Origin of the sequence: Methanosphaera sp. BMS (assembly GCF_003268005.1) — an archaeon.
GTDB lineage: Archaea > Methanobacteriota > Methanobacteria > Methanobacteriales > Methanobacteriaceae > Methanosphaera.
The window spans coordinates 313,766-327,311 of record NZ_CP014213.1 but is presented as its reverse complement, the minus strand read 5'-3'; the positions used below and the strand labels follow the sequence as shown (position 1 = coordinate 327,311).

13 protein-coding genes and 1 pseudogene are annotated in these 13,546 nt (G+C 30.4%); 9 read left to right on the top strand and 5 right to left on the bottom strand.

The genetic code is table 11. The features are described 5' to 3' along the window. Window positions 1–373: 373 nt before the first annotated feature. Window positions 374–1,672, bottom strand: coding sequence for an N-6 DNA methylase (locus AW729_RS01130; RefSeq protein WP_162685709.1), 1,299 nt, complete (start codon window positions 1,670–1,672; stop codon window positions 374–376). Continuing rightward, window positions 1,662–2,249, bottom strand: a complete 588-nt coding sequence (locus tag AW729_RS01125) for a restriction endonuclease subunit S (protein WP_162685708.1) — start codon at window positions 2,247–2,249, stop codon at window positions 1,662–1,664. The genes AW729_RS01130 and AW729_RS01125 overlap by 11 nt, the downstream gene beginning before the upstream one ends. Before the next feature lie 479 nt (window positions 2,250–2,728). Here AW729_RS01125 and AW729_RS11110 point away from each other — a divergent pair, with 479 nt between their 5' ends. The 5 genes from AW729_RS11110 to AW729_RS01105 all read left to right on the top strand — a co-directional run bounded on the left by AW729_RS11110 (window position 2,729) and on the right by AW729_RS01105 (window position 5,391). Continuing rightward, the gene (locus AW729_RS11110) at window positions 2,729–2,866 is read left to right on the top strand and encodes a hypothetical protein (RefSeq protein WP_162685707.1); all 138 of its coding nucleotides are present in this window, start codon (window positions 2,729–2,731) and stop codon (window positions 2,864–2,866) included. Between the two features lie 163 nt (window positions 2,867–3,029). Next, entirely contained in the window at window positions 3,030–3,305 is a 276-nt protein-coding gene (locus AW729_RS01120) for a DUF1874 domain-containing protein (RefSeq protein WP_112123346.1), read from the top strand. An 11-nt stretch (window positions 3,306–3,316) separates the two neighbouring features. After that, window positions 3,317–3,604 (top strand): hypothetical protein, encoded by a 288-nt coding sequence (locus tag AW729_RS01115; RefSeq protein ID WP_112123345.1) that lies wholly within the window; start codon window positions 3,317–3,319, stop codon window positions 3,602–3,604. Between the two features lie 320 nt (window positions 3,605–3,924). After that, window positions 3,925–4,560 (top strand): queuosine precursor transporter, encoded by a 636-nt coding sequence (locus tag AW729_RS01110; RefSeq protein WP_112123344.1) that lies wholly within the window; start codon window positions 3,925–3,927, stop codon window positions 4,558–4,560. 423 nt (window positions 4,561–4,983) lie between these two features. Continuing rightward, window positions 4,984–5,391 carry a pyridoxamine 5'-phosphate oxidase family protein gene (locus tag AW729_RS01105; protein ID WP_112123343.1) on the top strand — a complete coding sequence of 136 codons (408 nt, stop codon included), beginning with the start codon at window positions 4,984–4,986 and terminating at the stop codon, window positions 5,389–5,391. Window positions 5,392–5,481: 90 nt separating this feature from the next. On the opposite strand, the gene AW729_RS01100 is transcribed toward AW729_RS01105, so the two are convergent. From AW729_RS01100 to bsh, 3 genes and pseudogenes are all read right to left on the bottom strand, one after another. Then, a complete protein-coding gene (locus AW729_RS01100) occupies window positions 5,482–6,942 on the bottom strand; it encodes a transposase (protein ID WP_112123208.1) in 1,461 nt (486 codons plus the stop codon). 351 nt (window positions 6,943–7,293) lie between these two features. After that, window positions 7,294–8,061, bottom strand: coding sequence for a nitroreductase family protein (locus AW729_RS01095; RefSeq protein ID WP_112123342.1), 768 nt, complete (start codon window positions 8,059–8,061; stop codon window positions 7,294–7,296). Window positions 8,062–8,873: 812 nt separating this feature from the next. Then, a pseudogene (gene bsh / locus AW729_RS01090) lies at window positions 8,874–9,880 on the bottom strand (choloylglycine hydrolase). Between the two features lie 189 nt (window positions 9,881–10,069). On the opposite strand from bsh, the gene AW729_RS01085 reads away from it, so the two are divergent. From AW729_RS01085 to AW729_RS01070, 4 genes are all read left to right on the top strand, one after another. Beyond that, window positions 10,070–10,510, top strand: a complete 441-nt coding sequence (locus AW729_RS01085; protein ID WP_112123341.1) for a hypothetical protein — start codon at window positions 10,070–10,072, stop codon at window positions 10,508–10,510. A gap of 1,050 nt (window positions 10,511–11,560) precedes the next feature. Next, complete coding sequence (locus tag AW729_RS01080) at window positions 11,561–12,301, top strand: hypothetical protein (protein ID WP_112123340.1); 741 nt, start codon at window positions 11,561–11,563, stop codon at window positions 12,299–12,301. A gap of 240 nt (window positions 12,302–12,541) precedes the next feature. Continuing rightward, window positions 12,542–12,772: an AbrB/MazE/SpoVT family DNA-binding domain-containing protein gene (locus tag AW729_RS01075; protein WP_112123339.1), complete on the top strand. Its 231-nt coding sequence runs from the start codon at window positions 12,542–12,544 to the stop codon at window positions 12,770–12,772. Between the two features lies 1 nt (window position 12,773). Continuing rightward, window positions 12,774–13,196 (top strand): type II toxin-antitoxin system VapC family toxin, encoded by a 423-nt coding sequence (locus AW729_RS01070; RefSeq protein WP_112123338.1) that lies wholly within the window; start codon window positions 12,774–12,776, stop codon window positions 13,194–13,196. The last annotated feature ends 350 nt before the right edge of the window (window positions 13,197–13,546 follow it).

The window sequence follows — 13,546 nt, the reverse complement described above, 5'->3', positions numbered from 1 at the left end:
TGTAATGAAAAATATTTAAGTTTTATTATTATAATTATATTTAAAAAAATTATATTTATTTAAACCATATTTTATCACTTCTGAGAATATTTTAATAGATTTTAAGTGAAATAATCATATTTTTTTTAATTGTATTCAGTATATGTTTTTATTATTGCTTATGAAAAATCATTAAATTTAATATGCATAAAATAGTAATTATTGTTTAAATGGTAATAAAATTTGATTAATGTTAAATACAGTAATAAATTTGATTAACGCTGAAGGAGGTGGGAATGTTAAGGGATTTAAAAAGTATACAAGCAAGATGTTATGACAACTGAAGATATCTAAAAAAAATTGTTAAAAAATAAGTATGAAAGAACCTTATTTATTAATCAGTTAACATACTTAACAAATCATCTATCTCATCATCCAACTTTTTGATTTCATCGGAGTACTCTCTTTGGTTTTTTAGGATATCATCAACGGCTACTTTCTTATAGTCCAGGGTGTAGACGTAACGTTTAGGATTAAGGTTGTACTCGTTTTTAATTATTTCATCCTTATTGATTATATTGCTTAAGCGTGGCTCTATTTTTCTTTCTTTGTAGATTTCCAGGATGTTTTCATTAAAGGCGGGCAGTAGGAATGTTGGAAACATCTCAGGTGGTTTTATAAATAGGAAGTCATCTGTCTTTTTGTTGTTGTTTATTACAAGTATTGTTATGTCACGACTTCTATAGCCGCTTTCATACTCGATTACCACATCCAAGAGGTTATTGTCAATCAGATACTTTCTTAGTTTAAGTGCATCCTTTTTTACCAATAAGCCCTGGGTAGTGGTTGTAACAAGTAATCCATCACTGTCCAGGTGATCTATCATGTTAAGCAGGTGAATTAACTTTGGATTTTTGCTTTCATATTCGGCATATCTTTCAATATTCTCATTTTTAATCTTCTGTTTGGAATATGGTACCGATATTATCGTATCATACTTTTTGTCGTCTTCATCTATTAATATTTCATCATTGCACATTGACACCTTATCAGGTGATATGTCACTTAGTATGATGTTCTGTTTTGCATGATAATAGTCCTCTTCATCTTTGATGTGAATTGTCGCGTGATTAAAGTCGTCCAGTTCGGTGATTGTCTGTGCATCAATGGATGATGGATCATATACATTGTTGGTTTTGCGATTTGTGCTGGCCAGATTGGACAATAATTCGACCGTTGGCGGTATGATTCTTTTGTTGTCCTCATTTTTTATGGCATATTGAAGATAATTTACCTGTTTGAATAATTTTTTAAGGTCATCTTCGGATTCCAGTATTTCAACGATGTCATCAAATATTTCCTTGGTTATTTTTTCCTCGTCTACTCGGGAGAATATTTCTTTGATGTCTTCATTGGAACTGTTTTTTAGAACATTCAATGCACTTTTAACATCAGATAGACAGGAATCTTCCTTTGCTTCCTGTTTTTTAATGATGTTTGTTAATAATTCATAATCACGGAAGGTTATCCCATACTTTTCCTGGAATTCCGTACTGTTTTTGTCTGATGCCTCTTGTTTTTGTGACAAGTATTTCATTGTAATGAAGGGGATTACATCGACTTTTGAGTCGATACGTTCTAATAGCCGGGGTAAGTCTATACTGTTGGGTCTACGTTTAAGGTTAATTCTCATATGCATCACCGATAACCGTATCATATAATGAGTCTATTAGTTTTTCATCGCATCTTATTGACTTTTTCTTGAGTTCGATTCTTTGGTTTATCTTGTTTATTAGCTCTACATGCTTGTCCTGTACTTCTTTTTCAGGCAGCATTATTGTCAGGTTCTTTAGTATTTTGGTACTTACCTTCATTATTTTTGTTGAATCTATCGTTCTTTGTATCTGGTATTCTACTCTTGGATCATTAAGGTAGTACGTTAAGAATGTGGGATTTACCTCTTTAAAATCATCTATCCTGATAATTAAATAGTTGTTTGTTATGATTGCATCGCTTTCTGTTGTTACTTCCTTTGCAAAGCATTGTTGTTGTACCTTATACAATATGTCATGTTCTCTTGAAAAGAAGCGGGAATTTATGCCATCCTGTATTTCTTCCTCTTCTGTTGGAAATTCTTCATTTATGTCCAGCATGGGCATGTTCATTATTATTTTTTGTTTTTTCATGTCTTCTTTATCGATGTATCTTTGTATTGGAAGACCCGTGCTTATTTTCGCTATATCCTGCAGTTTGACTTTTCTTGTTTGCAATATATTTCCCTCCGAAATAAGTTGCTGTTACTTACATATGATTATATTCTTATTATTATATAAATGTATCATTTAAGTATTTGTTACAATTTTTTACTGTTATGAAGTTTTTTGTTATTTACTAATAATTATTTCAATATTAAAATTTAATTATTTAAGGTTTATTTTATAAATAAAGCTATTAAAATACATTACTTACACATTTTTAATTTTTTTATAATCTGTAAAAATATGATGTAAATAATTGTTACATACAAAACCTTTATATACTATGAAAATTAAAAAGTATATTGCACAAGTGCTATGTAGGTAACACAAATCTACAAATAACTGTGCTGGTGTAGTAACAAATGTTACTATATCAATAATATCCATTTAAAAATCTCTCTAAAAACAAACGCATCCAACAAAATGGAGGTGTTATCATCTAAAGAAGTAAGAATCATTTATTCATAGTTATCACTCTTTAAAATTAGTTTATGTGCAAGGCTATAGAAGCTACTATGGGACATGACATCAGAGAACAAGCTTCCGGATTCAATGAGGATGTCATGCATGTTCGATTATTTCTTTATCGGAAGCACCAAAAAAAATCAGAGGAGGGGATGAAGATGTAAACCAACCACGAATATCATCTATACATTTTTAACACCTTTTGTTTTTTTAGAAGTCTTTTTGACAGGACGAAAGTCCAAAAAAGGGAAAGTATGACACAAACTCCACCAGGAGCATGTGTTATGCTCATATATTTTTTACAAACAATAAGGAGGATAAAATGAAATGAAATATATATCAAATGGATTCAGCCCAAAAATGCTTAATCCCAAGAAAGAATTAAACTTCGTCATAGAACTATCAAGCTATGATGAAATACAGGAAAATAGAAATGATCTGATTAGTTCAATAGGTCATCAAAACATAGCAGACCACCTGCAAATAGAAAAAAACAGGATAAACATCCTACTTGATGAAGGCGATACACTATACTTGGTATCACCACAGAAGGATGATTATGAAAAATTCAACTATCGAAAGATAACAATACAAAGAATATGAGGTGAAAGGATATGATATACCTAACAGACAACTTCTCAATGCAAATGTTTGAAGATAAAACATACAGGATAAGTACCAAAAAGATAAAGAAAAGCAAACTGATAAAAAACACAAAGGATGCCGTCACGTCCATAGGTTCATCCAGGATAGCAAGAATGCTAAGAAAAAAAGTTGGAAAAAGGGATATAACACTACAGCCTGGTGATGACATATACGTGATTACAAGCCGATTCGGTCGAAACAAAACCGATTACAGAAAGGAAAACACCTATCGATACCAGGTATTCAGCATACAATAACCATTTATACACACCTACTTGAAAGGCATCCCTTTTTTAATTTTTATAACCTATCCCCATCGAATACGCTTATTTTACATCATTATTCATTTACTCAATACTTTACTTTTTTTACATAAAATAGCCTATGAATCCCAAACTCTTTTTGTAAAATATTACAATAGAAAAAAAGTGCTTCAAATCAGTATGATATATCTTCTTTTCATTTAAACCACCTAAAAAAAAATACATATATTTATTAATATAAATAATACATTAATACTAAAATAAACAGATTAATAAATAAAAGCAATACAGACAGCTATATTAAATAAAAGGTGATGAAGATAAATCAATTAAACAAGACGGAACTATTTGCAATACTAACTGGTATTGCAACATCAACCTTAATAATCAGCAACATACTGGCATTTAAAACGTTCATGTTCTTTGATTTCATACTGCCATGTGGTGTCCTAATATTTCCAATAATCTATATCGTTAATGATATACTTGCAGAGATATACGGATTCAAAAAGGCAAGACAAGTGATATATCTTGGATTTGTCATGAATCTTGTTGCCGTGATAGTGTATAACATTGCAATAATGTTGCCTGCCCCTGTATTCTTTGAAGGATCCGAAGCATTTGCAATGGTTCTTAGCAACAGTTTCAGGGTCCTGCTTGCAAGTTTCATGGCATACCTTTTCGGCAGCATACTCAACGCCTATGTAATGAGCTATCTTAAACAGAAAGCGGAAAAATACCTATTCATAAGATGTATCGTATCCACAATTTGCGGTGAGGGATTAGATGCCATTCTATTTATCACAATAGCATTCTATGGAGCCATGCCATTAACGTCACTGATTATGATGATATTCACCCAGGCAACATTCAAAACGGTTTATGAAATTATAGTATATCCATTAACGAAAGTAATCATCAACTACATTAAAAAATTACCCGTAAATTAGTTCAAATGCTTTTAATTAAAGCATAAATCTATTTCTTTTTTTATTGATTGGATTATCCCCCTTTGTTTACAAAAAATAGTTATATTTATATCCATTCAGATTTAAACAAGTTTAATTTCATATAAAATTATTAATATAATAAAAAGATTATTAAGAATATAAATGGAAATAATTAAATTCCACTAATTTTCTTCTATTAATATTCTCCATCAAAAACAGGATAATTAAATTATTGGCCAAACATTTAAAGGAAGATGTGAAATATCTTATTCAGGATGCATTTAAGATAATCAAATATAGACTTGAAAGAAATAGGTGCTGCTGTAGACCAGTTTTTGAAAAGCATCAAGACTATTTTTCATCGGCAGATATACTTATTTAATAAAACAATTATATAACTAATATTATAGAGGTGAGAATTAAATGTCAGATATTGAAAAAGTTGATGAATTATTAACAAAAGCAGAAGTATTCTATCTTTCAACGGTTGATGGAAATAAGCCAAAGGTAAGACCGTTAGGATTTCATTTATTGAAGGAGGATAAGATTTATTTTGGAGTGGGAACATTCAAAACGGTTTATAAACAGATGGAAGAAAATCCAAATGTGGAAATAGCCGCATGGGATGGGGAGCACTTTTTAAGATATTATGGTGTGGCAAATCTTGATAAACAGGAAGAAATAGCTAAAGAAGCGTTAAGTCTCATGCCTGAAGTGGCAGAGTTATACAATGCAAACGGTTGGGAAATGGGAATCTTTTATTTGGACAATGCTACAGCTGAAATCAGAAACATGATGGAAGTAGAAGAAACATACGAATTTAATTATTAGAGAAAAAACTTAAATGATAAAATTCAATTATTGAAGAACAATCCTAAAAATTTTGGGATTAACCCTTATACTTTTTTTCTTTCATGGGCATTAGTACATTGCGGTCACTTTTTGTAATGTTTTGTTTTTCATGTATGTGATTAGTTTTGAGATTATTCCTTCTTCTGTTTTGTATTTTCTTTTTTCTGATTTTTGTAGTGATAAGTTATAGGTTAATTCTGCGTTGTTGTTGGTTCTGGGTACTCCGTTTAGTCTTAAGTGTGTTGTTAGTTGATAGAAGTTTTTTTCTGTTCTTTCGAGCATTTTTTTATTGATTTTGGGTAAGCCTATGGTTGATTGTATTTCTTTTAGTTCATTTAATTGTTCTTTGGCATCTTCTAAGCTTAGTTGTCTTACTATTTCATTTATTTGTGATGTGTAGTTGAATATTGTCATTTTATCTAGTGTTGATTTACTTAGTGATTTACATTCGTTTTTTGCATCGTTTTTGTTGTTATATATTGCGTGAAATATGCATAATTGGTGTTCTACATTGAATTCTTTTGCTATTTTTTTATACATGGCTCGTCCATCTGTTATTAAGACATGAAATGCTCTATCTTTTGTTGCTTTTTTTATAAAATTAGATACTTCTTCTTTTGTTATTTTCCATTTATGAATAGTATTTCTTTTTATTATCTGTTCAGCAATGGGTATTTTGAGTTTAGTATCAGATAATGTTAATCGTAGCCCATCTTTCTTGTTTTCGGATAAATATTGTTCATCATAATTATATATGCCTGAACCTATTTCTTTTAGGTTTAAAATTAGATTTTCATCGGAATTATAAGTTATTCCATCGTAATCGTTGGATCTACTTATTTTGGATGCTGTTCTTGTCCAGTCGAAGAGAGTTTTAAGATTAATTTCTCTATTGAAAGAAGTTTTAAGTACGTCTTGTAATTGTGAGGGTGTATAATGAGAATAATATGTTATTTCATCTATTTTGTTAAAAAAAGACTTTGCATAACGTTTATATTTATCATAAACATTTGTTAATTCGGTTTGGAAGTGTTTTTTACATCGTTTACATTTATATTTTCTTAAATAAACAGTAATATTCTTATCATCTTGAACATCATAATACTTGACTTCATTAATAAAATTATGTATGTAATTAACTTCTATTTTTTCATTAAAATCATTTAAAGTGTTTAATACTGTCGAAACGTTTATACTTTCTATTGTTTGCTTAATTATTTCTTTTTCTTTATTTTTATCGTAAGGATTTAATTTTTCATTACCATTTATTCTTATTTTTCTAGGCCTAAATCCTTTTTTAATGATACTTCCTCTCATATTTTCTTTAATACAATGAGGACAAACAGGATTAACATATTCAAAATGATTATCATCCAAATTACTTAATTTTTCATTCATATCTTTTATTAAAGACTGATTTAAAGCTCTTTTAACAACATTTTCTTTTGCATTATCTGAACCAAAATCGAAAAGATTAAGTTGAATGGAAGACAAATTACTACTTAAGGAATCAGATATTTCGTTGTACATAATAATATCTATTCCTTTTTTACTATAAATAATTATTTATTTTTCATATCCTCTATGGGGTACTACCATTTTTTTATATAAAATTTCAACCTTCATTAAAATAGTATAAATAATTTAATACCCTCAGCATAGTTTTTAAAAAATGTATTTTTTTCAGGTGACCGATTTGTACTAATGTCCTTTCATGAAGAGCCTGATGTGAGATAAGATATCAAATCTCACATTACAATTAACAGCCCCCTTATTATATCATCAAATGTACGTATGTCACATCAACGGATTTTGTTAAAAAATAGATTATGGAAGTAAATTATTCCACCCTTCATTATCATCTAGTGGTTAATTGCCAACCTATAATTTTTTATATTTCAACTCTTTTCGAGGGACTATTCTCTGATACTTTACATCAGGATATCCTATTACCATACATGAAACTACATTATAACCCTTTTCTAGTTCCAGGAGATTTTTTAGTTTTCTGCTTAACTTTGTACATATTACAAAAAAGCCACTGTACAATACGCCCAACCCAAGACTGTTTGCCATAATCTCCATATATGCACTGGAAAGACCGGCATCAATATTGCTTTTAGCGGATACGACAATTACCAGTGGAGCACCCTTAAAGAAGAAGTCATCTGTAATATCCATTCTTTTCAAATACTTTATTAATTGTGAGCCTATTGTTTTTCCCTTTCTAAATAGGTTTACACAAATTTCTTCAGCCATATCCTGTTTGGATGCGAGAATGGTATATGATACATTCTGTGAATTGCCCCCGGTTGGACTGTATCTTCCCGCCTCCAGAATCTTATTTATCGTCTCCTCGTCGATTGCCTGTGGCTTAAATTTACGTATTGTTCTTCTGCTTTTGATGGCCTCTAGAAGGATATCACTATCTATTTGTGTCATTGAAACTACCGGTTGCTCATTTAAATCATAACCACTCATTTTTATAGCGTTGGTTGGACAGATTGCATAGCAATGGCCACATTCTATACATCCCTTGTCCTGTGTTTTAATGATATTGTCCTCCTGATAAAGATAAGAACTCGGACAATCAGAAACGCATGATAAACATGCTACACATTTTTCATTGTCAATTTCTATTGGATTCATATTTTTATACCCCTATATAGGCATAAATTATGTTTTTTATATTTTATAATAGTTATAGTTGTTCCGATATTTTCAGATTTTTTATCAATCCTGAAAGAGTTGATTATTCCATTATTTAAATTATTATTATGTTAATGAGGAGATTATCTGTCTTTGATAATTGGATATATGGGTGAAAAGTCATGTAGCACAAAAAAAAGAAAAACGGAAAATGTAGCACAAAAAGATCAAGGATGATTATAGTCCTTTTTAATTTTCATTATAAAAATGATAAACGGCCTAAGTTATAAAGAGAATAAGCTGTTTATATGGAGATGATATCTGTTAAAAACTGTAAAAGTTAATATTTTATTAAACAGTCTTAATTATAATCGGGTTTTAGAAAAGAAATAGTTAATGGAATATGATATGAGAGAAATACCCCTAATCCAATCCCATTTAATCATATCCAATTAACTAAATTATCATAATCCCCTTTTTATTATCAACATAAAAAAAGAAGATGATAAAACATGAATAAGAATACAATACATACTTTATTTATTGTTCTATTTATATTTTTCGTGTGTAAACTGAAATAAGAATATTTATTCATGGTAATTACAATTGACTTAAATTCAATTACAGCAAATATGATAGAAGTGAAATATTTAATCATAGCATTCATCCTTTTTTCAGAAAATAGTAAAAAAAACAATTAATGCCACCTGAAGGTAATATGAGAAAAAAATTAAAGGAATAAAAATAAAACAAAAAAAAGAGATATGTCAATGAATAACATTATCCCCTGCTTAATAAATAGGACAATGCAATTAACTGTACATTACCTCTTCATCCTCATCATCAATGTTTTGATAGTTGATTGAAGGACTGTCATTTAACGGGTATACTATCAGTTCATCATTTGTCAAATCCACACTGTTCATGCTTACGGCATTTATCTGTGAGTTGTTGTATGTCCTGTAGTAGTATATTCCCTTTGTGGCATTCATGCATGATGAGTATATTGTGTATTCATATTTATCTTCATCCACTTCACAGCATCCCTTCTGCTGGGTTACACTACCTAAAACGTGGAAGAATTGGTTCACGTTTTCCTCGTCATTTTCTCCGATGACACTGTTTTGTAAAGTGAATGCTGCTTTGACAAATCTTGAAGCTGAATCAAGTCCCCCGGTAATCCTATAGTACCCATACCTCTTGAATAAACTTCCAAATCCACATTGGGACTAAAGAGATTTGGCAATGTTTTGTTTGAAATGTTTCTATAATTCTTTAGATTGAATACCTGCTTATCAAATGAAGGAGCGTTGGTCATTACCCCTATTGGATTGAAGTATATCATTAATCCTTTCTGGTCTGTTTCCACAACTATTGAATTCTTGTTATCGGATATCATCCAGTGAAGTGGTGTTGCAGGTAGCTTTTCACTGAAGTTAAGGTTCAGTATATTGACTTTTTCTATCAATTCAATCGCTTCAGGTACCGTTTCACACTGGGAGAGTATCCATGGTATGAATTCAAATGATGCAACGTTATCCTTGTTTTCAGCCATATCCTTATAGACGGCTCCGGGATAGTTTAATCCTGCCATTGCCAGTCCTTTCTCGTTGCATGCATCATAATATAATGGGTAATCTTCCACAACATATGCCATGCCTATTATGGCATGATGGGAGGCAATGTTATCAACCTGGTGGAATTTGAATTCATATTCTCGTGGTGTTATTACTACCGTTTCGTTATATGAATATTCTAAGTCCAAATTTCTTCCAAAATAATGATTGTCTTCTGTTTGAAGGTTTGCTGCTGTACACATATATTTTCACCTGAAAAATTATTCTTTCATACTATGTTTTATTTATATATCTTTTTGATTATTTATATTTCTAATAATTATTGATGAAAAATATCATCTTACTTAGTGTGAGTTATGGTAAAACTATATTACTAATTAATGAAATAATAGAAAACATACCCGAATGAATTAATTTATGGGGGTTAACATATGAGAGAGCGAAGCATAATGATTATAGGAGTATGTGTCCTATTATGCATAATAGCCGCATCATCTGCTTTTATACTAAGCAGTAATAATAACAATACCAACGATACAAATAACACTACTGCTTCAAACAATTCAACGAACGTTTCTCTAAATGAGTCAAACAATACCACCAACAATACTACTACCCAAACTACTGCAAAGACCAACACGAAAACATCAAGTAAGAAAAGCAGCAAATCAGGCAGCCAAAGTTCGGATCCTGACTATGACCCCGAACGTGACGCTTCACACAAGACTGCTACGGTAGATAATCCTATTACCGTCCAGCAAAGTGATGGTGAATATACATACTACGGCTCCGGCCACTATGACTATTATGCAGGACCTAACCACATGTCCGGGGAACACTATAAATACATGAATAGCAGATCACGACAGTAATTCAACCCATTTTTTAACTTTTTTTCAATTCAAATATTTTTACTAAAAACGAGAGTGTGCAACAATCAGGAAATTAGCATATCTTGTTATTCAACATTACAATCTATCGAATGATTTGTTCTATTTTTCAATATTAAAATAATTACTATCCCAATATCTGCTTGTTCTTTTAGTTTCTAGGACATGTATTCTTAGCATATTCTATATTGATTGAGTTGCATCTCAAGAATGACTTTCCATTGTAACTATTATCCCATCCAGAGTATCTAAATGAATCCTTGACACATATACAATTATGTACTGGTTTAACGTGGACACATTTTAAAATTATGTACACACAATTATCATTGTTCCCACAATAATAATATTTAATTAAATCTTGTACCCCCAATAGACAATTGTACCCCCAAACAATTCAATCAGTTAATGAATATTCAAGTCGCCCATTTTAAAGTTACCAACAAACACGATTAACAAATAAATACATAGGTACACAAAACCAAAACGTTCCCACAAAAAACAGTAATCCAAAAAAAATATGTACCCCTCCATACACAATTGTTCCCACAACAAATTCAATCAATTAATGAATATTCAAGTCACCCATTTTAAACTTACCAACAAACACGATTAACAAATAAATACATATGTACACAAAACCAAAACGTTCCCCCAATAATCTAAACACATGAAATAACATACTAATTATGCAGCAATTCCATTTTTCACAAATATCAACATATCATTAACCAGACAATAAAAAGAACATAATTAATGTAACAATATTATTTTAATTAATGGAATAATATTCACATATTAGTCATAGTAAACATATGAAACAGGATAATAATCTGTTGGATGTGGATTACAGAATAATGTGTTGGATTTCAGGACCAGATATGCTTTTTCTGATGAATTATATATTTTATTTTGCTATAGATAATATAACGAAGTAAAAATCAAACAATCACCCCCCCAACAAAAAACACCAACATAGCAAAAAAACAAGAAAAAACACCGAAAACACCAAAAAACAACCACCACATATACATGTCACAAAACAACATAAACATAAACGGAATAGTAAACTACGGAATGGAAATCTACACAGCAACCAACACACAGATAACAGACAACAACATAACACTCAACGGATCAAAAAGTATGGAAATAGGATACGCACACAGCCTAAACAGCACAGCAACAGAAAACACAATAACAATAAACGATGACTCAACCATACCAATAAATAGTGTAACCGAGGAAATACAACCAGAAAACACTGGAATCAAAATACAACAAGACCCCATAAACATAGAACTAGAAAACAACAAAATAAAAATAACAGACACCCAACAAAAAGACACAACAATACACAGCGAAGAATCCGTCAACATAACAATCAAAAACAACCAACTAACAAGCAGCACAGGATACGGAGACGAAACAATACTAGCACCAGAAGATGCAATAATAGAAAACAACATAATAAACACAAACATCACCACAGAAGATGTAACCACACTCACAAACACACCAACCACACTAACAGCAGCAATAACAGATGGTGACAATGTCATCAACAATGGTAAAGTAGTCTTCAAGATAAACGGTAAAACAGTCAAAGATGCTAACGGCAAGGTAATCTATGCTAAAGTATCCAATAATCAGGTAAACTTTACATACACCTTGCCAAGTGACATGAAGGCAAAAGAGTATAACCTCACAGCCGTATTCATATCCTCAGACTATGACTGCTTGGAAGATACGAAAACTCTAACTGTAAACTAAAAATAGATAATTGAATCTAATGAAATTATTTGGATTCTTATATTAACTTTCCCCTCCATTCTAATTTTTTTTATAAGCATTTTTTCATCTTACTTTCAACATTCAATATAATCAGTTTTGAAAACCAACAGATAAAAATAATATTATCTTTAACTGTTTATAAAAAAGTTAAGTAAGTTATTTATATTACTTGGTAAATATATAATAGATAGGTAAAATAAAATTAGTAGGTGATTAATGATGATGATGATTGACACTAAGTTATATAATAACAATCAGACCACAGTACCGGCAGAAATTCGTAATGCACATAGCCTACAAGCAGATGACATAATCGAATGGGTATTATCCAACGACAACACGGTACATATAAACTTCAGAAAAAAAGTTACATTAAACGAGATGAAAGGTGCTGGAAAAACTAGTAAAAATACAAATGCATTAGAACTAGAAAAGGAGCTTTACAGATAAAATGACCAAATACTTTATAGACACAAATATAATTGTCGGATACATACTGGAATATGATGACTTACACAAAGATGCAATCAAGGTATTCGACAAATATGACCTTGAAAATCAGGACTGCTATATATCCAATCACGTTCTGGATGAAATAATAACAATCATAGGCCAATACGAAGGATCAAAACTAGCATACCAAACATATCTGATGATAAAGGACAACTTCACAATACTAAACGAATACCATATACCCAATTTCAATTCACAAGTAATGAACACATACAAAACAGAAAACAAAAACGACAAACAAAAAATAGGCTTTACAGACACATCAATAATAGAATTAATTAAATATTACAAAATAGATACCTTAATCACCTTCGATAAACAATTATCTGAAAAATGTCCCATTGATGTCATCAATAAATGATAAATATAAAAAGCGAATATAATTAATTAATATTAAAAAATATGATAATAACAACCGATAATATAATTAACCAATGATTTTGAAAAGTTTTGATTGAATCATAAGATATTAACCCCTTTAAATCTCTCCACCATCCTTTTCTTTTAGATTAATGTATATCTGTATTGTTGCTATGTTTTCATGCCCCAAGAACTCCTTCACATAGTTTATCTCATCCGGATAGTTTCTATTATTGGTTTTTGTTTTTATTAGAATTTATTTATTGTCGTACAATATTATAATATACGCTATTAATAAATTAATTAATACTTGATTTGTTTGATGATTCTGTACCATGGTTTGTAAATGGA

Coding starts and splice junctions, on each gene's coding strand:
- AW729_RS01130 (WP_162685709.1), bottom strand. CDS start 1,672: ATGAGAATTAACCTTAAACGTAGACCCAACAGTATAGACTTACCCCGG.
- AW729_RS11110 (WP_162685707.1), top strand. CDS start 2,729: ATGTGCAAGGCTATAGAAGCTACTATGGGACATGACATCAGAGAACAA.
- AW729_RS01120 (WP_112123346.1), top strand. CDS start 3,030: ATGAAATATATATCAAATGGATTCAGCCCAAAAATGCTTAATCCCAAG.
- AW729_RS01115 (WP_112123345.1), top strand. CDS start 3,317: ATGATATACCTAACAGACAACTTCTCAATGCAAATGTTTGAAGATAAA.
- AW729_RS01110 (WP_112123344.1), top strand. CDS start 3,925: ATGAAGATAAATCAATTAAACAAGACGGAACTATTTGCAATACTAACT.
- AW729_RS01105 (WP_112123343.1), top strand. CDS start 4,984: ATGTCAGATATTGAAAAAGTTGATGAATTATTAACAAAAGCAGAAGTA.
- AW729_RS01100 (WP_112123208.1), bottom strand. CDS start 6,942: ATGTACAACGAAATATCTGATTCCTTAAGTAGTAATTTGTCTTCCATT.
- AW729_RS01095 (WP_112123342.1), bottom strand. CDS start 8,061: ATGAATCCAATAGAAATTGACAATGAAAAATGTGTAGCATGTTTATCA.
- AW729_RS01085 (WP_112123341.1), top strand. CDS start 10,070: ATGAGAGAGCGAAGCATAATGATTATAGGAGTATGTGTCCTATTATGC.
- AW729_RS01080 (WP_112123340.1), top strand. CDS start 11,561: ATGTCACAAAACAACATAAACATAAACGGAATAGTAAACTACGGAATG.
- AW729_RS01075 (WP_112123339.1), top strand. CDS start 12,542: ATGATGATGATTGACACTAAGTTATATAATAACAATCAGACCACAGTA.
- AW729_RS01070 (WP_112123338.1), top strand. CDS start 12,774: ATGACCAAATACTTTATAGACACAAATATAATTGTCGGATACATACTG.